Source organism: Streptococcus oralis Uo5 (assembly GCF_000253155.1).
GTDB classification, from domain to species: Bacteria; Bacillota; Bacilli; order Lactobacillales; family Streptococcaceae; genus Streptococcus; species Streptococcus oralis_L.
This window is the reverse complement of the sequence record NC_015291.1, coordinates 1,930,462-1,952,405: the sequence shown is the minus strand read 5'-3', so window position 1 is coordinate 1,952,405 and position 21,944 is coordinate 1,930,462. Positions and strand designations below refer to the sequence as shown.

18 protein-coding genes are annotated in these 21,944 nt (G+C 37.0%); 14 read left to right on the top strand and 4 right to left on the bottom strand.

Going from position 1 to position 21,944, the window contains the following annotated elements:
• The first annotated feature begins 8 nt into the window (after positions 1-8).
• Entirely contained in the window at positions 9-2,663 is a 2,655-nt protein-coding gene (locus SOR_RS09660) for a YhgE/Pip domain-containing protein (protein WP_000472071.1), read from the top strand.
• A gap of 21 nt (positions 2,664-2,684) precedes the next feature.
• On the opposite strand, the gene SOR_RS09655 is transcribed toward SOR_RS09660, so the two are convergent.
• Positions 2,685-5,237 carry a YfhO family protein gene (locus tag SOR_RS09655; protein ID WP_000834494.1) on the bottom strand — a complete coding sequence of 851 codons (2,553 nt, stop codon included), beginning with the start codon at positions 5,235-5,237 and terminating at the stop codon, positions 2,685-2,687.
• Positions 5,238-5,298: 61 nt separating this feature from the next.
• A complete protein-coding gene (locus tag SOR_RS09650; protein WP_000958783.1) occupies positions 5,299-6,921 on the bottom strand; it encodes an ATP-binding cassette domain-containing protein in 1,623 nt (540 codons plus the stop codon).
• Between the two features lie 194 nt (positions 6,922-7,115).
• Here SOR_RS09650 and trpS point away from each other — a divergent pair, with 194 nt between their 5' ends.
• Both trpS and guaB read left to right on the top strand, forming a co-directional pair.
• Positions 7,116-8,141 (top strand): tryptophan--tRNA ligase, encoded by a 1,026-nt coding sequence (gene trpS, locus SOR_RS09645; RefSeq protein WP_000165470.1) that lies wholly within the window; start codon positions 7,116-7,118, stop codon positions 8,139-8,141.
• Between the two features lie 160 nt (positions 8,142-8,301).
• Positions 8,302-9,780 carry an IMP dehydrogenase gene (guaB, locus tag SOR_RS09640; protein WP_000073406.1) on the top strand — a complete coding sequence of 493 codons (1,479 nt, stop codon included), beginning with the start codon at positions 8,302-8,304 and terminating at the stop codon, positions 9,778-9,780.
• A 53-nt stretch (positions 9,781-9,833) separates the two neighbouring features.
• On the opposite strand, the gene recF is transcribed toward guaB, so the two are convergent.
• On the bottom strand, positions 9,834-10,931 hold the full coding sequence (gene recF / locus SOR_RS09635; protein WP_000266694.1) for a DNA replication/repair protein RecF: 1,098 nt from the start codon (positions 10,929-10,931) through the stop codon (positions 9,834-9,836).
• A gap of 2 nt (positions 10,932-10,933) precedes the next feature.
• Entirely contained in the window at positions 10,934-11,296 is a 363-nt protein-coding gene (gene yaaA, locus SOR_RS09630) for a S4 domain-containing protein YaaA (RefSeq protein ID WP_000455882.1), read from the bottom strand.
• Between the two features lie 160 nt (positions 11,297-11,456).
• Between yaaA and yfmF the strand changes: the two genes are divergently transcribed.
• From yfmF to SOR_RS09575, 11 genes are all read left to right on the top strand, one after another.
• A complete protein-coding gene (gene yfmF / locus SOR_RS09625) occupies positions 11,457-12,707 on the top strand; it encodes an EF-P 5-aminopentanol modification-associated protein YfmF (RefSeq protein WP_000424573.1) in 1,251 nt (416 codons plus the stop codon).
• A complete protein-coding gene (yfmH, locus tag SOR_RS09620; protein ID WP_000169593.1) occupies positions 12,704-13,987 on the top strand; it encodes an EF-P 5-aminopentanol modification-associated protein YfmH in 1,284 nt (427 codons plus the stop codon). Before yfmF ends, yfmH begins: the two co-directional genes overlap by 4 nt.
• Positions 13,988-14,022: 35 nt before the next feature.
• Positions 14,023-14,844, top strand: coding sequence for a cytoskeleton protein RodZ (rodZ, locus tag SOR_RS09615; RefSeq protein ID WP_001227973.1), 822 nt, complete (start codon positions 14,023-14,025; stop codon positions 14,842-14,844).
• A 10-nt stretch (positions 14,845-14,854) separates the two neighbouring features.
• Positions 14,855-15,400 carry a CDP-diacylglycerol--glycerol-3-phosphate 3-phosphatidyltransferase gene (gene pgsA, locus SOR_RS09610; protein WP_000712148.1) on the top strand — a complete coding sequence of 182 codons (546 nt, stop codon included), beginning with the start codon at positions 14,855-14,857 and terminating at the stop codon, positions 15,398-15,400.
• Positions 15,397-16,224 (top strand): energy-coupling factor ABC transporter ATP-binding protein, encoded by an 828-nt coding sequence (locus tag SOR_RS09605; protein ID WP_000835743.1) that lies wholly within the window; start codon positions 15,397-15,399, stop codon positions 16,222-16,224. Before pgsA ends, SOR_RS09605 begins: the two co-directional genes overlap by 4 nt.
• On the top strand, positions 16,209-17,048 hold the full coding sequence (locus SOR_RS09600; RefSeq protein ID WP_000513198.1) for an energy-coupling factor transporter ATPase: 840 nt from the start codon (positions 16,209-16,211) through the stop codon (positions 17,046-17,048). The genes SOR_RS09605 and SOR_RS09600 overlap by 16 nt, the downstream gene beginning before the upstream one ends.
• Positions 17,041-17,835, top strand: coding sequence for an energy-coupling factor transporter transmembrane component T family protein (locus SOR_RS09595; RefSeq protein ID WP_000377882.1), 795 nt, complete (start codon positions 17,041-17,043; stop codon positions 17,833-17,835). Before SOR_RS09600 ends, SOR_RS09595 begins: the two co-directional genes overlap by 8 nt.
• Positions 17,836-17,895: 60 nt before the next feature.
• Positions 17,896-18,711 carry a rod shape-determining protein MreC gene (gene mreC, locus SOR_RS09590; RefSeq protein ID WP_001078970.1) on the top strand — a complete coding sequence of 272 codons (816 nt, stop codon included), beginning with the start codon at positions 17,896-17,898 and terminating at the stop codon, positions 18,709-18,711.
• Between the two features lie 2 nt (positions 18,712-18,713).
• Positions 18,714-19,208 carry a rod shape-determining protein MreD gene (gene mreD / locus SOR_RS09585; protein ID WP_001237913.1) on the top strand — a complete coding sequence of 165 codons (495 nt, stop codon included), beginning with the start codon at positions 18,714-18,716 and terminating at the stop codon, positions 19,206-19,208.
• Positions 19,209-19,301: 93 nt separating this feature from the next.
• Positions 19,302-20,516 carry a peptidoglycan hydrolase PcsB gene (pcsB, locus tag SOR_RS09580; protein WP_000726990.1) on the top strand — a complete coding sequence of 405 codons (1,215 nt, stop codon included), beginning with the start codon at positions 19,302-19,304 and terminating at the stop codon, positions 20,514-20,516.
• A 199-nt stretch (positions 20,517-20,715) separates the two neighbouring features.
• The gene (locus SOR_RS09575) at positions 20,716-21,930 is read left to right on the top strand and encodes an aminoacyltransferase (RefSeq protein ID WP_000495713.1); all 1,215 of its coding nucleotides are present in this window, start codon (positions 20,716-20,718) and stop codon (positions 21,928-21,930) included.
• Positions 21,931-21,944: the final 14 nt, after the last annotated feature.

The window sequence follows — 21,944 nt, the reverse complement described above, 5'->3', positions numbered from 1 at the left end:
GAGGAGACATGTTTAAAGAATGGAAAGCAATATTTAAAAAACCGACCTTTATCATTGTAATGATAGGGATTTCTCTCATTCCAGCTTTATATAATATCATTTTTTTATCATCTATGTGGGATCCATATGGTCAAGTATCGGAGTTACCTGTGGCAGTTGTCAATAAAGATAAGGAAGCTTCTTATAATGGACAGACGATGACAATAGGTGAAGACATGGTGTCTAATTTAAAAGAAAATAAGGCTTTAGATTTTCACTTTGTTAATGAAGAGGAAGGGGAAAAAGGACTAGAAGATGGTGACTACTATATGGTGGTAACATTACCAAGCGACCTATCTGAAAAAGCTACTTCTATCCTAACGAATCATCCTGAACAGATGCAGATTGATTATCAGACGTCAAGTGGGCATAGCTTTATTGCAAGTAAGATGAGTGATTCTGCAATGACGCAATTAAAACAAACCGTCTCTACGAATGTAACTGAAACATATACCAAGTTACTATTCCAAAAAATGAATGATTTGAAGTCTGGAATAAATAAAGCAGATGATGGAAGTGAACAATTGGCTAATGGAGCCAATCAGTTGGTGACGGGAAGTCAAACGTTGACGACAAATCTTAATACTCTAGCTAATTCAACTGTAACTTTTTCAAATGGAGCGGATCAATTTACAAAAGGCTTATCTAGCTATGTGTCTGCTATAGAGCAATTACATATTGGTTTAGGAACTTTTAATAGTGGTTTACAAAGTTATACAAATGCTGTCTCACAAGTTGACACTGGACTTGGTCAATTAGCTTCAAAAACTCCCGAGTTGGTGACAGGTGTAAATCAGTTAAATACAGGTATAAAGTCCTATACAGGTGGGGTTTCACAATTGGACACAGGTCTCAATCAATTTTCAGTTGGTGTAAATGCATATACAAGTAGTGTGAAAGAACTTTCTAACGGAACAAGTCAATTATCCAATCAATCAGATACACTAAGAGATGGAATGGAACAATTAAATACTGGAATTAAAGAAATTTCAAGCCAATTAGAGTCCTCATCTCAACAAAATGAAGAAATAGCGCAATTGGCAACTAGCCTAGGAGAACTAAATAAAACATTACAAGCTCTTACAATATCAGATAATACTCAACTGAAAAGTACATTGTCAGAAGCTTTGCCAAATCTAACAACTCTTGCTCAGGATATTGTGACTAAAAGTCAGACAGAACAAGAAAAAACTCTTGCGAACCTTCAATCAACAGTTACTTATCAATCTCTCACAGAGGAACAAAAGAAAGAACTGACAGAAGCTATTTCTAAAAATTCTAATTCTACTATTGAGTCAGCAAAAACAATTTTAACAACAGTAGGAGGATTGAAAGAAAGTATAGAGAATTCAGAACAACAAGTAACCAATCTATCTGATGTACAGACGAAAGCAAATCAACTCTTACCTGTAGCATCTAGCTCCTTGACAACATTGTCAAATGGATTTACAAAATTTCAAACTACTGTAGACAATCAGTTAGTTCCTGGAAGTCAGTCAATTGAAAAAGGAGTTGTAAACTATACTAAAGGACTGGATACTATTTCTATAGGTGCGAATCAACTAAGTGAAAAGAATGTAAGTTTAACAACTAGTCTAGAACAATTAGTTTCTGGATCAAGTAAGTTGACAGAAAATACATCAAGCTTGACAGCTGGAGTAGATGCGTTAGCTGGAAAAGCTCCAGAATTAGTATCAGGTATAGAAAGCTTGTCAACTGGTTCTGCTCAATTGAATAATAAGAGCCCAGAGCTGATAGCAGGTATTACTAAATTACAATTTGGCTCTGGTCAATTAACAGACAAATCAACACAGTTACTTTCTGCAGCATCCAAACTAGGAAGTGGTGCTATGAAGATTGCAGATGGTGCTGGAAAACTAGCAGAAGGTGGAACAACCTTAACCTCTAGTCTTGAAGATTTACAGATAGGAGTTGATTCATTAGGACAAGGATTAGGCAATGCTAACAATCAACTCAAATCAGCTTCAACAGAATCTGAAAATGCAGAAACATTATCTGATCCTCTAGTTCTCTCAAAAACAGACAATGATCAAGTTCCTGTAAATGGGATTGCCATGGCTCCTTATATGATATCAGTTGCTCTTTTTGTTGCTGCTATATCTACTAATATGATTTTTGCTAAGTTGCCTTCTGGACGTCATCCAGAGAGCCGCTGGGCTTGGTTGAAGTCTCGCTCTGAAATAAATGGGATTATCGCTGTCTTAGCAGGTGTTTTAGTTTATGGAGGTGTCCGTCTTATTGGATTGACTGCGAACCATGAGATGAGGACCTTGATTCTAATTATAATCACAAGTTTAGCTTTCATGTCTATGGTGACAGCTTTAACAACTTGGAATAGCCGTATTGGAGCTTTCTTCTCTCTTATTTTACTTTTATTACAGTTAGCATCAAGTGCAGGGACCTATCCTCTTGCTTTGACAAATGATTTCTTTAAAGGTGTCAATCCTTGGTTACCAATGAGTTACTCTGTATCAGGTTTACGACAAACAATCTCTATGACAGGAAATATTCATCACCAAGTAATTTTCCTTATTATAACACTAGCTTTCTTTGCTGCTTTAGGTATGCTAGCTTATCAACCTAAGAAAATGGAAGAAGATTAAAAAGATTGACCAAAGAATTGGTCAATCTTTTTCTGTCTTAGATAAATTTCGTCTGTGATTATAGATCCCAAAAAGAAGAAGGGCAGTTACTGAGCAGGCTGCTCCAATAACAAAACCATTGGGGATAAAGGAAAGTGTAATGGTGCCTTTTCCCTTTGGAACATCAACTTTCATAAAACCGGTTTGAGCCTGCTTGATTTCAAGTTTTTTCCCATCTTGGTATGCAGACCAACCTTTGTCATAAGGAATTGTGAAGAAAATAGAGGTATCTTGTTTTACTTCATATGCAGCAAAGACTTTATTTTTAGAGGTGGATACTTCTACAGGTTGTTCTTTAATCTTTTGAATTGCCTCAGTAAGAGACTGAGTATCTAAACGATAGAAGGTCGGAGATTCAAATGACACCTGAGAATTCCCAGGGAAACTAACACTGATATTGAAAGTTTTTTGTTCTTCAGTATAACCCAAATTAAAGAAATTAAATGCATTGTCAGTTGTAAAAGTCTTCTTTTTACCGTTGACAAGGATATCAACTTTCTTTTGCTTATCGTTTGTAAAATGAAGATTTGAAAAAGAGAGATATACTTGACTATTTTGAGGAACCTCAATTTGATAATCAATCTTTGCATCTTCATTCGCAGAACCTGTGATGCTGGTTAAACCTTCAGAATTATCTGTTTTATCATATGTTATTTGGGAGAAGTAATCTAAGTTGAGATTAGCAAGCTGGTTTATAAATAAAGCCTGATTATCTAGAGTGTGATTGTTAAAGTTTACATCAGTGTAAATAGATTGAGTGGCAAAGGCAATGGGTAAAGAGAGTTGATTTTTATATAAGGTTAAATGATCCTTTTGATAAATCTCTTGAAAGCCATACTTATCAAGTGAAGTTTCAGAAATATTGTACTGGATTCCAAATAAACTGTCTGCTAAAAGGCTGTTATTTGCATAACGGAGATTGAGGTTGGTTCCAGAGGATTTGAATCCCAGTTTATCTAAACTAGTGCTAGCTGAGCGATTTCGTACAGACGAAAATTGAGAGATTCCATTGTAGTTAAATTTCATACTGTCATTTCCAGTCTGAATTTGCAGTTTTTCAGTACGTGTAAATGGATTGTCAATTTGGGTTAGAATGGATTCCATAGCGGTGATATCTCTATTATAGGCGTTACGAGAAGCAAAGGCCCATTCTTTAGCTATTCCTTCCATTTGAGATGAAGCATTTAAGCTTATCTCAGCTGTTATAAATAAAGACAAAAGGATTGCAAATAGATTTACAGAGATAAATTTTTTAATGACTGTAAGAAGTAAAAGAGCATAAACTAGTAGAAATTCAAGAGTGAGTAGGATATTCAAATCAGTTAAAAAAGAATAGTGTGATTTAAAATAGACAGTAGCCAAAAATCCTATTAGTACAAGAAAAAGTGAGACAAATAGATTCCAGAGTTTCAGTTCTTTCAGGCGATTTAAGACTTCTGCTGCAGTATAAATTAACAGAGTAGAAAAGATCCAAGCATAGCGATGTAAAAACATATTTGGGGTATGCATCCCTTGCCAAAATAAATCGAGGGCCTCTATATAAAAGCTTGTTATTAAAAAAGTGAAAAAAATTGCATAGGTAAGTTTCACGTGAAACTTTATGGATTTTATTGTGAAAAATAGAATGGTCAAAATAAAAGGAAGCAATCCAACAAAAATCATTGGTATAGATCCATACTTAGTTGTATCAAAAGATCCAATGAATTGTTTTGCGAAAATATCCAGATACCAGCTACTATCTGTTTTTAATTTTGTGATGGCAGTTAACTTCTCCCCATGAGTTTGTAAATCAAACAGTGTAGGAAGAGTCATAATCAAACTAGCCATTCCAGCTAAAAAGGAGGTAACAACAAAATCAAGAAAAGATGATTTTCGAGTTTTAAAGTCCCAAGAAATTTGGCAGAGATACCAGAAAATAAGAAACAATGCTGTCATATACCCAAAATAATAATTTTGAATAAATAAGATTGACAAACTTGTAAAGTATAGTAGGCGCTTCTTTTGTGTTATAAGTAGGTGTAAACCAGTTATAATTAAAGGAATCAAGATAAAAACATCTAGCCAGTTTTTAATCTCTAACTGACTGACAGTGAAGCTCATTAAAGCATAGGAAGTAGATAAGGTAAGTTTTAAAAATTTTGGGATATCTTTAAATAATCTGTTCAAACTAAAGAAGGTTGACAGACCAATCAATCCAAATTTTAATAGAGTGGTCAGATAGACAGCATCTGGCATATTTGACAGATTAAAAAAGTAAACTAGGGGTGAAAGAAAACTACCCAAGTAATAACTAGATAGAGCATAGAAATTCAGTCCGAGGCCACTTGTAAAGGTGTAAAACAAACTGCCATTTCCATGTAGAATATTTCGTAAAGCTACATCAAAAATAACGTATTGATGGAAACCGTCTCCTAATAGTGGAGATGTATTGCTATTCCAGTAGATACCTTGAATTAGGTATACTCCGGTCATAATTACTAAAGGAATGATGAAAGAAACAAAATAGGTCCAATATGTTTTAAAAAATGATTTCATGTTACCTCGTAGAATGATAGAAAACTCAGTTGGTTACCCCAACTGAGTTTTGAAGTCTTATTTAGTCTTTCCAAAGTTCTTTAACTTTTGCTTGTACTTCTGCATTTTCTAGGAATTCATCATAGGTTTCATCGATACGATCTATCACGCCATTCTTAGACAAAACAATGATATGGTTTGCCAAAGTTTGGATAAACTCGTGGTCATGACTGGCAAAGATGATTGATTCTTTAAAGTTTTTCAATCCATCGTTCAAGCTTGAGATAGATTCCAAATCCAAGTGATTTGTTGGATCATCAAGTACAAGGACATTTGATTTCAAGAGCATGAGTTTTGAAAGCATGACACGTACTTTTTCTCCCCCTGACAAGACGTTTACAGGTTTGTTAACCTCATCTCCAGAAAAGAGCATACGACCAAGGAAACCACGTAGGAAGGTATTGTCATCTTCTTCTTTACTTGCAAATTGACGCAACCAGTCAAGGATTGACTCTCCTCCTGCAAAATCAGCCGAGTTGTCTTTTGGCAAGTAAGAACGGCTAGTAGTAACTCCCCACTTGACAGTTCCTTCATAGTCGATGTCACCCATAATTGCACGAATTAATGCAGTCGTTTGAATGTCATTTTGTCCAATAAGAGCTGTCTTATCACCTGGACGCAAGATAAAACTAATATTGTCTAGGATGGTTTCACCATCAATCTTTACAGTTAGATTTTCTACTGTCAAGAGATCATTACCAATCTCACGTTCTGCTTTAAAGTTGATAAATGGATATTTACGACTAGATGGCACAATCTCTTCTAATTCAATCTTGTCAAGCATTTTTTTACGAGACGTTGCCTGTCTTGACTTAGAAGCATTAGCAGAGAATCGAGCAACGAATTCTTGCAATTGCTTGATTTTTTCTTCTGCCTTGGCATTACGGTCTGCTAGCAATTTAGCAGCGAGCTCAGAAGATTCTTTCCAGAAGTCATAGTTTCCGACATAGAGTTTGATTTTTCCAAAGTCAAGGTCGGCCATGTGGGTACATACTTTGTTTAAGAAGTGGCGGTCATGAGATACCACGATAACAGTGTTATCAAAGTCAATCAAGAAGTCTTCTAGCCAAGTAATAGACTGTATATCCAAACCGTTGGTTGGCTCGTCCAAGAGAAGAACATCTGGTTTACCAAATAAGGCTTTAGCAAGGAGAACCTTCACTTTTTCACCATTGGCTAATTCGCTCATGTTTTGATAGTGCAATTCTTCTGGAATATTAAGATTTTGAAGTAGTTGAGACGCCTCACTCTCTGCCTCCCAACCTCCAAGTTCGGCAAATTCACCTTCGAGTTCGGCAGCACGCACACCATCTTCATCTGAAAAATCTTCCTTCATGTAGATAGAATCTTTTTCCTTCATGATGCTATAAAGTTTTTCATTTCCCATAATGACGACATCGATTGCACGTTCATCTTCATAGTCAAAGTGATTTTGACGAAGAACAGAGAGACGTTCATCTGGACCAAGAGAGATGTGGCCAGTTGTAGGTTCGATATCACCAGCTAAAATTTTTAAAAAGGTTGATTTTCCGGCACCATTAGCACCAATTAATCCATAAGTATTTCCTTCTGTAAATTTGATATTGACATCATCAAAAAGTTTGCGATCACTAAAACGTAGTGAAACATCAGATACTGTAAGCAATGTTTTTCTCCTATATGTGTAATATACTTATTCTACTAGAAAAGAGAGAAATATTCAAATTTTTCTTTGTCAATTTTGTGTCAATTAAGTTTACAGGTTTATTTACAAAGAGTTAGTTGTTTGATTTAAATAATTTTCTGTTATTTTAACAAAAAAATGCTATAATTGAAGAGACCATTTCGAAGGAGAAAAAAATGACGAAACCCATTATTTTAACAGGAGATCGCCCAACAGGAAAACTGCATATTGGACATTATGTTGGGAGTCTTAAAAATAGAGTATTACTGCAGGAAGAAGACAAGTATGAGATGTTTGTTTTTTTGGCGGACCAACAAGCATTGACAGATCACGCCAAAGATCCTCAAACGATTGTAGAATCGATTGGGAATGTTGCCTTAGATTACTTAGCAGTTGGATTAGATCCAAGTAAATCAACTATCTTTATTCAAAGTCAGATTCCAGAGTTGGCTGAGCTGTCTATGTACTATATGAATTTGGTGTCACTAGCTCGTTTGGAACGGAATCCGACAGTAAAAACAGAGATTGCTCAAAAAGGTTTTGGAGAAAGTATTCCGACAGGATTTTTGGTTTATCCTATTGCGCAAGCAGCAGATATTACTGCCTTCAAGGCTAATTATGTTCCTGTTGGAACAGATCAGAAACCAATGATTGAGCAAACTCGTGAAATTGTTCGCTCCTTTAATAACGCATATAACTGTGAGGTCTTGGTCGAACCAGAAGGTATTTATCCAGAAAATGAGAGAGCAGGACGTTTGCCTGGTTTAGATGGAAATGCTAAAATGTCTAAATCCCTTAATAATGGTATTTATCTAGCTGATGATGCGGATACGTTGCGTAAAAAAGTCATGAGTATGTATACTGATCCGGACCATATTCGAGTGGAGGATCCAGGTAAGATTGAAGGAAATATGGTTTTCCATTATCTAGATGTGTTTGGTCGTCCAGAAGATGCTCAAGAAATTGCAGAGATGAAAGAACACTATCAACGTGGTGGTCTTGGTGATGTGAAGACGAAACGCTATCTACTCGAAATACTTGAACGCGAACTTGGTCCTATTCGTGAGCGCCGTATCGAATTTGCTCAGGATATGGGAGAAGTGTACAATATGCTTCAAAAAGATAGTGAGAAAGCGCGTGAAGTTGCGGGGCAAACTTTATCTGAAGTTAAGAAAGCAATGGGACTAAATTATTTTAAATAATAGATAAAATATGAATCATAAAACTATCTCTTCCATAGGTTCACAGGGATAGTTTTTTTATGATTTCTATCATAAATATAATTGACAAATTTTCATAGAATGGTATTATAGATACAATACAAAAAGAGTCAAGCTCAAAAAAAGAAAAGAGGAAGCTTCAATGTCTAATTGGGATACTAAATTTTTAAAAAAAGGTTTTACCTTTGATGATGTATTGCTCATTCCAGCAGAAAGTCATGTGTTGCCTAATGATGCAGATTTAACAACAAAATTGGCAGATAATCTGACTTTAAATATCCCAATTATAACAGCCGCCATGGATACAGTCACAGAAAGTCAAATGGCTATTGCCATTGCTCGTGCCGGTGGTCTTGGAGTAATCCATAAAAATATGTCTATTGCGCAACAGGCGGATGAAGTTCGCAAGGTAAAACGTTCTGAAAATGGTGTTATTATTGATCCATTCTTCTTGACTCCAGAACACACCATTGCTGAGGCAGACGAACTGATGGGACGTTACCGTATCAGTGGTGTTCCAGTTGTGGAGACACTTGAAAATCGTAAATTGGTTGGTATTCTAACAAACCGAGATCTTCGCTTTATTTCAGATTACAATCAGCCAATCTCAAACCACATGACCAGTGAAAATCTTGTTACTGCTCCTGTTGGTACAGATCTTGCAACAGCTGAACATATTCTTCAAGAACACCGTATTGAAAAACTTCCTTTGGTTGACGAAGAAGGCCGTCTTTCTGGCTTGATTACTATTAAGGATATTGAAAAAGTTATTGAGTTTCCAAATGCTGCCAAAGATGAATTTGGTCGTCTTCTAGTTGCTGGTGCGGTGGGTGTCACTTCAGATACATTTGAACGTGCAGAGGCTCTCTTTGAAGCAGGGGCTGACGCAATTGTTATTGATACTGCACATGGTCACTCTGCTGGGGTTCTACGTAAAATTGCTGAAATTCGTGCTCACTTCCCAGATCGCACTTTGATTGCTGGTAATATTGCAACTGCAGAAGGTGCGCGAGCTCTTTATGATGCGGGTGTGGATGTTGTCAAAGTTGGGATTGGACCAGGTTCTATCTGTACTACTCGTGTGATTGCAGGTGTGGGTGTCCCACAAGTGACAGCAATTTATGATGCGGCAGCAGTTGCGCGAGAATATGGAAAAACGATTATTGCTGATGGTGGAATCAAGTATTCTGGAGATATTGTAAAAGCCCTTGCTGCAGGTGGAAATGCAGTTATGCTTGGTTCAATGTTTGCTGGAACAGATGAAGCACCAGGTGAAACTGAAATTTTCCAAGGACGTAAGTTTAAGACTTACCGTGGTATGGGATCAATAGCTGCAATGAAGAAAGGTTCAAGCGACCGTTACTTCCAAGGTTCTGTCAATGAAGCAAACAAACTCGTTCCAGAAGGAATTGAAGGTCGTGTTGCCTATAAAGGCGCAGCAGCTGATATTGTCTTCCAAATGCTTGGTGGTATTCGCTCTGGTATGGGTTACTGTGGTGCAGCTAACCTTAAAGAATTGCACGACAACGCTCAATTTATTGAAATGTCTGGGGCTGGTCTAAAAGAAAGCCATCCTCATGATGTACAAATTACGAATGAAGCACCAAACTACTCTATGTAAGAAGTAAAAAAGAACTCCTAATTTTCAGGAGTTCTTTTTTGTTTACAAAGTTGTCAAGTTTGATTTACAGAAATTTTACCGTTTTGAATATTGAAGATACTAAGGTTTTCTGGCAAGTTTTGTAAGTGGTCTAAACTTGTTGTTGTGATAAAGGTCTGGATAGATTGAGAAATGGTTTCTAGTAATTTTAGTTGCCGTGTGTTGTCAAGTTCGCTCATAACATCGTCAAGCAAGAGTATTGGAGACTCGTTGGTAATACTTTCCATTAGCTCAATCTCTGCTAGTTTGACAGAAAGTACAAGACTACGATGTTGACCTTGACTTCCAAAACTAGCATCAATAGCATTGATATAGAAAGTAATGTCATCTCGATGAGGGCCAACACCAGTATTCTTTTTGAACAAATCTCTTGATCTGCTTTTCTCTAAAGCCATTTTAAAAGAACTTGTTAGCTGTTCTTCATCAGTGAAGTTGACAGATGATTGATAAGATATTGACAACTCTTCTAATTTATTTGAAATTTCTAAGTGTTTTTTTTGACCAAATTTCTCTAGGTCTTTAATGAATTTTATACGATGCCTTATGACGCGACATCCATACTCTACTAACTGATCATCTAAGACCGACAGAAATGTTTCGTCAATCTTTTGACTGGATTTTAGGTAAGTATTTCTTTGCTTGAGTATATGGTTATAGTTTGACAAGTCTGACAAGTAGATTGGTTTAATTTGTCCCAGTTCGATGTCTATAAACTTTCGACGGACAGAAGGCGCTCCTTTAATTAGTTGGAGATCTTCAGGTGCGAAGAGGACAACATTCATATGTCCAATGTAGTCTGATAGGCGAGCTTGTTTTAAGTAATTGACCTTAGTCACACGCCCTTTTGGTGTTAAATCAATTTCTAGAGGGATAGAGCTTGTTTTTTTCTGTAGCAAGCCAGAAAGACGGAGTTGCTCGTTATCAAAATGAATGAGATTTTTATCTGTACGAGTCCTATGACTACGTGTCAAGGCCAAGAAATAGATTGCTTCTAGAATATTAGTTTTTCCTTGTGCATTTTGACCTAGAAAGACGTTTAATTTTGGATTAAAATCAATTTTTGCCTCTTTGTAGTTTCGAAAGGTTTTAATTGTTAAATGTTGGAGCCACATGGTTATCTTCCTGGAAAACGTGGAGATTGTTTGGTGATAGTCGATGAAGAAGTTTTTCGTTTCTTGACACCTTTATTCATCTCTTTGACAAGTTTAGCAATTCGCTCTTTCTCAATCTTATCTGCTTGATATTCTTCTTGCTCTTTAAAACTTGGTTTTGTCAAGGTGATGTCAATCTTTAAATCAGGAATGTCAATCGTATCTCCAACACGAATTTTTTTCCCACGTCTATTTTCTAATTCACCATTAAAGTAAACTTGATGCTCCATTAGAAAGGATTTAATAGCACCGCCGCTTTGTATAATTCCAAGCTCTTTTAGGAGGGCTTGGAGCGTAATAAATTCTTCAAATAATTTGTATTCCATAATTCACCTCAATCTTTGGTATTATACCATATTTTCCTTGAAATAGCTGAAGGAAAGTTAGCTGAAATGAAAACGGTTTTACTCTTTGAAGCTATAAAGAGAACAAGAAAAATTTTGATTTTCGTGGTATAATAGAACTCTATATGTAAGGAGGTAAGGTATGGAGTTAGTGCCTGGAATTTCAGCACATTTTGTTCAATCCAAAAAGTTTAAAACAAATAAAATCACTATTCGTTTTACTGCTCCCTTATCTCTTGAGACGATAGCAGGACGCATGTTAAGTGCAAGTATGTTGGAGACGGCAAATCAAGTTTACCCAACACCACAAGCATTTCGCAGATACTTGGCAAGTTTATATGGAACAGATATTTCCACAAGTGCTTATCGTAGGGGACAGGCACATATTCTTGACTTAACGTTTACTTATGTGAGGGATGATTTTTTAAGTAAAAAGAATGTCTTGACTTCTCGAATTTTGGAATTGGTGAAACAGACTTTATTTGCTCCCTTAGTTCAAGATGGTGCTTTTGAGCCAGCCTTATTTGAAATTGAAAGAAAACAGTTGTTGGCTAGTTTAGCTACTGACATGGATGATTCATTTTATTTTGCTCATAAGGAGTTGGATAGCTTGTTCTTCCGTGATGAGCGTCTTCAATTGAGATACAGTGATTTACGAAACAGCATTTCAAATGAGTCTCCAGAAAGTAGCTACACTTGCTTTCAAGATGCTCTGAAAAATGATCGAATTGATTTCTTTTTCTTAGGTGATTTTAATGAAGTAGAAATTACAGAATCGCTGAAGTCATTACCCTTTACAGCTAGAGAGAATGGCGTCACTATCCAGTACAATCAATCTTATTCGAATGTCTTAAGAGAGGGGATGGTTCAGAGGAATGTTGGGCAATCTATTTTGGAATTAGGCTATCATTCTCCTGTAAAATATGGTGATGATGAGCATTTGCTTATGCTTGTTATGAATGGTTTGTTGGGTGAATTTGCACATTCGAAACTTTTTACAAACGTTCGTGAAAATGCTGGAATAGCCTATACAGTCTCTAGTCAATTGGATTTGTTTAGTGGTCTGTTAAGGATGTATGCGGGGATTGATAGAGAAAATCGAAATCAGGCTAGAAAAATGATGAATCATCAATTGCTAGATCTGAAAAAGGGTAACTTTACAGATTTTGAACTTGAACAAACCAAGGAGATGATTCGACGATCTTTGTTGATGGCTCAAGATAATCAACAGACCCTAGTTGAAAGAGTCTATTTGAATGCTCTATTGGGGAAATCAAGCTTCGATATTGATCGATTGGTGGCAAAATTAGAGAATGTTGATAAAGAAGCTGTATGTAAAGCTGCCAACAGTTTGAAGTTACAAGCGATTTACTTTATGGAAGGAGTAGAATGACAAAGGTTGCTTTTGAAGAAAAATACTATCCTGCTGTAAAGGAAACAGTCTACAAAACACAATTGTCAAATGGATTGACAGTTTCTTTACTCCCTAAGCAAGATTTCAATGAGGTTTATGGGATTGTAACGGTTCAATTTGGTTCTGTAGATGCAACTTATACAAACTTGGAAAAAGGTTTGCGTCATCATCCAGCAGGAATTGCACATTTTCTTGAACATAAATTGTTTGAAAGAGAAAATTCTGAGGATATAATGGCTGCTTTTACTCGATTAGGTGCAGACAGTAATGCATTTACAAGCTTTACTAAGACCAGCTATCTTTTTTCAACAATTGATTATCTATTAGAAAATTTAGATTTGCTAGATGAGTTAGTCGGAGATGTTCATTTTACTGAAGAGTCTGTTTTGAGGGAACAGGCTATTATCCAGCAAGAACGAGAAATGTATCAAGACGATCCAGACTCACGCTTGTTTTTTGCAACATTAGCCAACCTTTATCCTGATACTCCTTTAGCAACAGATATTGTTGGAAGTGAAAAATCAATTTCTGAGATTCAAGTTTCAAATTTAAAAGAGAACTTTACAGACTTTTACAAACCTGTCAACATGTCACTGTTTTTAGTTGGAAATATTGATGCAAAAGTTGTTGAGGAATACTTTTCGAAAAAGGAAAAGAAAACTTTAGAACAGTTTACAGTTACAAAAGAGAAACTACCTTTGCAACCTGTGAAGCAAACAGATAGCCTTCGGATGGAAGTTTCTTCACCCAAACTTGCTGTTGCGATTAGAGGTAACGGGCAAATAACAGAAGCTGAGTCTTATCGTTACAATATTTTATTGAAATTACTATTTACGATGATGCTTGGTTGGACTTCTGACCGTTTTCAAAGGTTATATGAGACTGGGAAGTTAGATGCGTCATTGTCGCTTGAGGTCGAAGTCAACAGTCGCTTTCATTTTGTGATATTGACAATGGACACCAAAGAGCCTGTTTCTCTGTCGCATCAATTTCGGAAAGCGATTCGTCAGTTTAGTAATGACGCGGATATTACCGAGGAACATTTAGATCTTGTTAAGAGTGAGATGTTTGGGGAGTTTTTCAGCAGTATGAACTCCTTGGAGTTTATTGCAACTCAATACGATCCGATGGATCGCGGAGAAACAATTTTTGATTTTCCGAAAATTTTACAGGAGATTACTTTGGAGGATGTTCTAGAAGCTGGACATCGTTTGATTGATAATGGTGATCTAGTTGATTTTACAATCTTTCCAGCTTAAAAGATGACTAATACTAGAAAGAAGGAATGGTACGTATGAGAAAAAAAACAATCGGCGAGGTTCTACGTTTAGCTAGAATTAACCAGGGATTGAGTTTAGAAGAATTGCAGGAAAAAACTGAAATTCAGTTGCATTTTCTAGAAGCCATGGAGGCAGATGATTTCGATTTACTTCCTAGTACCTTCTACGCTCGTTCTTTTTTAAGAAAATATGCCTGGGCAGTAGAGTTGGATGAGAGAATTGTTCTGGACGCCTATGATTCAGGTAGTATGATCACTTATGAAGAGGTAGATGTCGATGAAGAAGACTTGTCTGGTCGTAGACGATCAAATAAGAAAAAAACGTCTTATCTCCCCTTGTTTTATTTCGTTCTATTTGCTTTGTCAATTTTAATTTTTGTCACTTACTATGTTTGGAACTACATCCAAACTCAGCCAAGTCCTTCTTCAGCTAATTATAGCGTTGTGAACTCGACTAGTTCAACAACCTCATCTAGTTCATCTTCTAGTAGTCAGACGTCTAGCTTGTCTTCTACTACGGAATCAACTATTACAGTGTTAGGCGAAGGAAACCGCATTGAAGCTCGGTATAAAACGAGTAAGGAAACCGCTACTGTTCAATTGGCAGTATCAGATGCAACTAGTTGGGTAAGTGTTTCAGGAAGTGAACTGGAGGGTGGTGTGACACTATCCGCAGACAATAAGAATGCAAAAACAACAGTTTCAACTAAGAATCCCGTTACCATTACTTTAGGTGTAGTGAAGGGAGTTACTGTGACTGTGGACAATCAAATGATTGATACTTCGAAGCTGACAACTCAGACTGGAACTGTAACACTTACATTTACTACAGATTAAGGAAAAATCAATGAAAAAAGAACAAATTCCTAATGTATTAACTATTGGTAGAATTCTCTTTATACCTCTCTTTATTCTTATTTTGACTTTGGGCCATTCACAAGGAAGTCATTTGCTGGCAGCGATCATCTTTGCAGTTGCTAGTATAACGGATTATCTTGATGGTTACCTTGCTCGTAAATGGAATGTAGTCAGCAACTTTGGAAAATTTGCAGATCCGATGGCTGATAAGCTGTTGGTTATGTCAGCTTTTATCATGTTGATTGAGTTAGGCATGGCTCCAGCTTGGGTTGTTGCTATTATCATCTGTCGTGAACTTGCGGTGACAGGCTTGCGCTTGTTGCTTGTTGAGACGGGAGGGACAGTTCTAGCAGCAGCGATGCCAGGGAAAATCAAGACCTTTAGTCAGATGTTTGCCATTATCTTTTTGCTCTTACATTGGAATTTAATTGGTCAGCTGTTGCTTTATATCGCTTTGTTTTTCACTATCTACTCTGGCTATGATTATTTCAAGGGTAGCGCTCATATATTCAAAGGGACATTTGGTTCGAAATGAAATCGATTATTGAAGTAAAAAATCTGTCTTTTCGTTACAAGGAAGACCAGGATCATTATGATGTTAATAATGTCTCGTTTCACGTGAAACGGGGAGAATGGCTTTCGATTGTAGGTCATAATGGGAGTGGAAAATCGACAACTATCCGTTTGATTGATGGGTTGCTTGAAGCAGAGTCAGGGGAAATCTGGATAGATGGGCAATTGCTGTCCTCTGAGAATGTTTGGGACTTACGCCGTCAAATTGGTATGGTTTTTCAAAATCCAGATAACCAATTTGTGGGGGCGACTGTTGAAGATGATGTTGCCTTTGGTTTAGAAAATCAGGGACTTCCTCGTGAAGAAATGAAGAAGAGAGTGGCTGAATCTTTGGAGTTGGTAGGGATGCTGGACTTTAAGAAGAGAGAACCAGCTCGTTTATCTGGTGGCCAAAAACAACGTGTGGCCATTGCAGGAGTTGTTGCCCTGAGGCCAGCTATTTTAATTTTGGATGAGGCTACAAGTATGTTGGACCCCGAGGGACGAAGAGAACTGATTCAGACAGTTCAAGAGATTCGAAAAGACAACCAGATGACAGTCGTCTCCATTACACATGACTTAGAAGAAGTTGCGATGAGTGACCGTGTCTTGGTCATGAAAAAAGGTCAAGTGGAATCAACCAGCAGCCCAAGAGAACTTTTTTCTCGGGATGACCTTGACCAGATAGGGTTGGATGAGCCTTTTACTAATCAATTGAGAGAATCTTTGAGAGAGACTGGTTATCAGTTGCCGGATGGTTATTTGACAGAAGGAGAGCTAGAGGACAAGCTATGGGAATTACTCTAGAAAATGTGAGCTTTACCTATCAAGAGGGGACTCCCCTATCTTCATCAGCCTTGACTGATGTTTCTTTGGCGATTGAGGATGGTTCCTATACAGCTTTAGTAGGGCACACAGGTAGTGGGAAATCAACGATTTTACAGCTTTTAAATGGCTTGCTAGTACCAAGTAAGGGTTCAGTTCGAGTTTTCGATACCGTCATTACCCCTACATCAACCAATAAAGAAATTCGTCAGATTCGAAAGCAGGTTGGTCTAGTGTTTCAATTTGCTGAAAATCAGATTTTCGAAGAGACTGTTTTGAAAGATGTTGCATTTGGACCGCAAAATTTTGGAGTTTCTGAGGAAGAGGCCAAGAAAATTGCGCGTGAAAAGTTAGCCTTGGTAGGCATCGATGAGTCACTCTTTGAGCGCAGTCCTTTTGAACTTTCAGGTGGTCAGATGAGACGTGTGGCTATAGCAGGTATGTTAGCTATGGAGCCAACTGTCTTGGTTTTGGATGAGCCTACAGCAGGGCTAGATCCTTTGGGCAGAAAAGAATTGATGACCTTGTTTAAAAAACTCCACCTTTCTGGAATGACAATCGTTCTGGTAACGCATTTGATGGATGACGTAGCTGCATATGCTGATCAGGTCTACGTTATGGAAAAGGGGCGTTTAGTCAAAAGTGGCAAACCGAGTGATGTCTTCCAAGATGTAGCGTCTATGGAAAAAGTACAGTTAGGTGTGCCTAAAATCACAGCATTTTGTAAACGTTTGGCAGATAGAGGTGTAGCTTTTAAAAAACTGCCAATCAAGATAGAGGAGTTTAAGGAGTCGCTAAATGGATAGTATGATTTTAGGGCGTTATATACCAGGAGATTCCATCATTCATCGCTTGGATCCACGTAGTAAATTGCTTGCCATGATCCTGTTGATTCTGATTGTATTTTGGGCCAATAATCCCCTCACCAATCTCATTTTGTTTATAGCGACAGGTATATTTATCGCTTTGTCAGGCGTTTCCCTCTCATTTTTCGTTCAGGGATTAAAATCCATGTTTTTCTTGATTGCTTTTACGACTCTATTTCAGCTCTTTTTCATTTCAAGTGGAAATGTCTTATTTGAGTTTTCTTTTATAAGAATAACGGATTATGCTTTGCAACAAGCTGGGATTATTTTCTGTCGTTTTGTGTTGATTATTTTCTTTTCAACCTTGCTAACCTTAACGACCATGCCTTTGAGTTTGGCAGCTGCAGTTGAAGCTCTTTTAGCGCCGCTGAAACGTGTGAATGTTCCCGTTCATGAAATTGGTCTCATGTTATCAATGAGTTTGCGTTTTGTTCCAACCTTGATGGATGACACGACGAGAATTATGAATGCTCAAAAAGCTCGTGGAGTTGACTTTGGCGAAGGCAGCATCGTTCAAAAAGTAAAGGCTATGATTCCAATTTTAATTCCTCTTTTTGCGACTAGCTTAAAGCGTGCAGATTCATTGGCAATAGCCATGGAAGCGCGTGGTTATCAGGGAGGAAAGGGTAGAAGTCAGTATAGACAGTTGAAATGGAGTCAAAAGGATACACTGGCAATTCTTGTGATTTTGGTACTGGGATGTTTCTTATTTTTCTTAAAATCTTAGCAGGTTTGTAGGATTGATAAGAAGCTCACAGTAGCAGGTTTTTAGTATAAAGGTAGGAATATGAACCGTTTTAAAAAATCAAAATATCTAATCATCGTTTTTGTCACAGTTCTGGCAGTTTCTGTTCTATTAGTGACAACCTATTCAAGCGCTATTGTGACGAAACTAGGAGATGGGATTTCCTTAGTGGATAGAATTGTTCAAAAACCCTTTCAGTGGTTTGATACTTTCAAATCGGATTTGGGACATTTGACGCAGACTTACAATGAAAATGAGAGTCTAAAGAAACAGCTCTATCAACTAGAGGTGGAGTCTAATCAATCAGAAAGTTTAAAAAATGAAAATGAACAATTACGTCAGTTGCTGGATATGAAGTCAAAATTGCAGGCTACAAAAACCATTGCAGCAGATGTGATTATGCGAGCTCCAGTATCTTGGAAACAAGAGTTAACAATTGATGCGGGAAGTTCAAAAGGAGCATCTGAAAATATGTTGGCCATTGCAAACGGGGGTTTGATTGGTAGTGTTTCAAAGGTGGAGGATCATTCAACAACGATCAACCTATTGACAAACACCGAAAATTCAGACAAAATTTCTGTTAAAATTCTGCATGGTTCTACTGAAATTTACGGGATTATCGTTGGTTATGATAAGGAGTCAGAACTGCTTAAAATTAGCCAATTAAATAGTAACAGCGACATTAGCGCAGGAGACAAGGTGACTACAGGGGGGCTCGGAAACTTTAATGTTAAGGATATCCCTGTTGGAGAGGTTGTTGCTACAACACACAGCAGTGATTATCTAACAAAGGAAGTAACAGTCAAGTTAAGTGCTGACACCAAAAATCTTCATGTGGTAGAGTTAGTGGGGAATTAGCAATGAGACTGTTAAAACAAATTGGTATTTTCTTTTTACTCCCTTTTGTCGTACTAATTGATGCACATATTGGACAATTAGCGGGATCCTTCTTCCCTCACTTTCATTTAGCAAGTCATTTTCTGTTTTTATTTCTCTTGTTTGAGACAATTGAGGTTTCAGAATACCTCTATCTAGCTTATTGCTGTATAGTAGGTTTGGTGTACGATATCTATTTTTTCCACTTGATAGGAATTGCGACACTTCTATTTATCTTGATAGGTGCTTCGCTCCATAAGTTTAATAGTGTAATTTTGCTGAACCGTTGGACAAGAATGTTAACAATAGTTGTGATGAGTTTCTTATTTGATATGGGGAGCTATCTCCTTGCTCTTGCTATGGGATTGACAGTAGAATCGATGCCAGTTTTCATCGTCTATAGCCTTGTCCCATCAATGATTTTAAACTTTTTATGGATGCTTATTTTCCAATATATTTTTGAAAAATGTTATCTATAAGAAAGAAATAAAAATGTAACAAAGGCGTAATATTTATTATGTCTTTTTTTGGTATACTAGTAATGTCTTAAATAGAAGGAGTATCTACACAATATGAAGAAAAAAATCTTAGCGTCACTTTTGTTAAGTACAGTATTGGTTTCACAAGCGGCGGTATTGACAACTGTCCACGCTGAAACAACTGATGAAAAGATTGCTGCTCAAGATAGTAAGATTAGTAATTTGACATCTCAACAAAAAGAAGCTCAAAAACAAGTAGATGAAATCCAAACGCAAGTTACAGCTATCCAAACTCAACAAACGAACTTGGAAGCTGAGAATGAAACTCTACAAGCTGAATCTAAAAAACTTGAAGGAGAAATTACAGAGCTCTCTAAGAACATTGTTGCTCGTAATGAATCTTTGGAGAAACAAGCACGTAGCGCACAAACTAACGGTGCTGCAACTAGCTACATCAATACAATTGTAAACTCAAAATCAATTACAGAAGCTATTTCACGTGTGGCAGCAATGAGCGAGATTGTATCAGCTAACAACAAAATGTTGGAACAACAGAAAGCTGATAAGAAATCTATCGCTGAAAAACAGGTTGCAAATAATGAAGCAATCAACACTGTAATTGCGAACCAACAAACGCTTGCTGACGATGCACAAGCATTGACAACAAAACAAGCAGAGTTGAAAGTTGCTGAGTTAAACCTTGCTGCTGAGAAAGCTACTGCAGAAGGCGAAAAAGCTACTTTGCTAGAACAAAAAGCAGCGGCTGAAGCAGAAGCGAAAGCAGCGGCTGAAGCAGAAGCGGCTTACAAAGCACGTCAAACAAGCCAACAACAATCAGTAGTTGCTTCAGGAAATACAAGCTTCTCAGCTCAAGTGCAAGCGACATCAACATCTGATGATGAGGATTCAAGCTACACTCCAGCACCTGCTCCAACTCCTGCTCCTGCTAGACAACGTCCAACATACAGCTCAAATGCATCAAGTTACCCTGTAGGTCAATGTACATGGGGTGCTAAGACCTTGGCTCCGTGGGCTGGAGACTACTGGGGTAATGGTGGTCAGTGGGCTACTAGTGCAGCAGCAGCTGGATTCCGTACAGGTTCTACACCACAAGTTGGTGCGATTGCTTGTTGGGATGATGGTGGCTATGGACACGTAGCGGTTGTTACAGCTGTTGAATCATCTACTCGTATTCAAGTTTCAGAATGTAACTATGATGGTAGTGGAACTCAACCAATTGGAAATTATCGTGGATGGTTTAATCCTACAGCATCACGTGGTACAGTAAGATACATTTATCCAAACTAACATATTAATTGTTATTAAATTTAGGGTGAGGTTTTATTAATCTCACCCTCTGTATGGTATTAATAAAAAATTGTCATCTGAATGTTTTTATAACTATAGAATTAAATATGAGTTGAAAATTATTAGATATGTAGTTAGAATAAATATGTTTATTAAATGAAATAATAACTAGAGTCTAAGAGAAGTTGGTACTGGAATTATGTTTACGTATAAAATGAATGTTGATGTTCAAGAGTGGGATTTATTTTTACAAAATCATTATCAAGGAAATTTATTGCAGAGTAGTGATTGGGCCAAGATAAAGGATACTTGGGGGAATGAGAGAGTAGGATTTTATAAAGATAATCAATTGGTTGGAGTAGCGAATATCTTAATTCAACCTCTTCCATTGGGACTTTCTATGTTTTATATTCCACGCGGGCCGGTTGTTGATTATGAGGATAAAGAACTTCTGAAATTTGTACTTTTAACGATTAAAAAACTTGCTAAAAAAAGCCGAGCAATAATGGTTAAATTTGACCCAAGTCTGTTTGTCAGTCGAGGCCTAATTGGTCAAGAAACTGTCCAAAATTCTAGGACTTTAGAAATTGTTGAAGAACTGAAAAAAAATAAAGTCTATTGGACAGGACTAACAAAGGATATGGCAGAAAATATACAACCGCGTTTTCAAGCTAATATTCATAAAGAAAATTTCTCACTGGATCAACTTTCTAAGTCCACTAGACAGGCAATCCGAACTGCAAGAAATAAAGGATTGGAAGTAAAATTTGGTGGACTCGATTTATTAGATGAATTTTCATTTTTAATGAAGAAAACAGAGTCTCGTAAGAACATCAGTTTACGAGGTAAAGATTATTATCAGAAGTTACTGACTACTTATCCTAACCACTGCTTTATTACAATGAGCTATTTAGATTTACCTAATAGACTGAAAGAAGTTGAGAAGCAACTTGAAAAGAATCTAAAAATAGCGCAGAAGTTTACAGATAAAACGAAAGAAGGCAAAGTAAAAGATAATCATCAAGAAAGAAAACGATTAGAGGAAGAGATTTCTTTTCTTAAGAGCTATATTGATAGAGGAGATAGTGTCGTCCCATTGTCTGGAACTTTGACCGTCGAATTTGGGGAAACTTCTGAAAACTTATATGCTGGAATGAATGAAGAGTTTAGACACTATCAACCTGCTATTCCTACATGGTTTGAGACTGCGCAACATTCTTTTGAACGTGGTGCAGAGACTCATAATATGGGTGGACTTGAAAATAATTTAGATGGGGGATTGTTTAATTTTAAATCTAAGTTTAATCCCACAATTGAAGAATTTGTTGGCGAGTTTAATTATCCAACTAGTTCTTTGTACTTCTTATTTAATATAGCCTATAAAATCCGCAAGAAACTTCGAAGTAGGAATTAGATAGGTAAAAGACT

Bases quoted from the DNA above. Each gene is read 5' to 3' on its own strand.
- SOR_RS09660 (WP_000472071.1), top strand. From the start codon at position 9: ATGTTTAAAGAATGGAAAGCAATATTTAAAAAACCGACCTTTATCATT.
- SOR_RS09655 (WP_000834494.1), bottom strand. From the start codon at position 5,237: ATGAAATCATTTTTTAAAACATATTGGACCTATTTTGTTTCTTTCATC.
- trpS (WP_000165470.1), top strand. From the start codon at position 7,116: ATGACGAAACCCATTATTTTAACAGGAGATCGCCCAACAGGAAAACTG.
- guaB (WP_000073406.1), top strand. From the start codon at position 8,302: ATGTCTAATTGGGATACTAAATTTTTAAAAAAAGGTTTTACCTTTGAT.
- recF (WP_000266694.1), bottom strand. From the start codon at position 10,931: ATGTGGCTCCAACATTTAACAATTAAAACCTTTCGAAACTACAAAGAG.
- yaaA (WP_000455882.1), bottom strand. From the start codon at position 11,296: ATGGAATACAAATTATTTGAAGAATTTATTACGCTCCAAGCCCTCCTA.
- yfmF (WP_000424573.1), top strand. From the start codon at position 11,457: ATGGAGTTAGTGCCTGGAATTTCAGCACATTTTGTTCAATCCAAAAAG.
- yfmH (WP_000169593.1), top strand. From the start codon at position 12,704: ATGACAAAGGTTGCTTTTGAAGAAAAATACTATCCTGCTGTAAAGGAA.
- rodZ (WP_001227973.1), top strand. From the start codon at position 14,023: ATGAGAAAAAAAACAATCGGCGAGGTTCTACGTTTAGCTAGAATTAAC.
- pgsA (WP_000712148.1), top strand. From the start codon at position 14,855: ATGAAAAAAGAACAAATTCCTAATGTATTAACTATTGGTAGAATTCTC.
- SOR_RS09605 (WP_000835743.1), top strand. From the start codon at position 15,397: ATGAAATCGATTATTGAAGTAAAAAATCTGTCTTTTCGTTACAAGGAA.
- SOR_RS09600 (WP_000513198.1), top strand. From the start codon at position 16,209: ATGGGAATTACTCTAGAAAATGTGAGCTTTACCTATCAAGAGGGGACT.
- SOR_RS09595 (WP_000377882.1), top strand. From the start codon at position 17,041: ATGGATAGTATGATTTTAGGGCGTTATATACCAGGAGATTCCATCATT.
- mreC (WP_001078970.1), top strand. From the start codon at position 17,896: ATGAACCGTTTTAAAAAATCAAAATATCTAATCATCGTTTTTGTCACA.
- mreD (WP_001237913.1), top strand. From the start codon at position 18,714: ATGAGACTGTTAAAACAAATTGGTATTTTCTTTTTACTCCCTTTTGTC.
- pcsB (WP_000726990.1), top strand. From the start codon at position 19,302: ATGAAGAAAAAAATCTTAGCGTCACTTTTGTTAAGTACAGTATTGGTT.
- SOR_RS09575 (WP_000495713.1), top strand. From the start codon at position 20,716: ATGTTTACGTATAAAATGAATGTTGATGTTCAAGAGTGGGATTTATTT.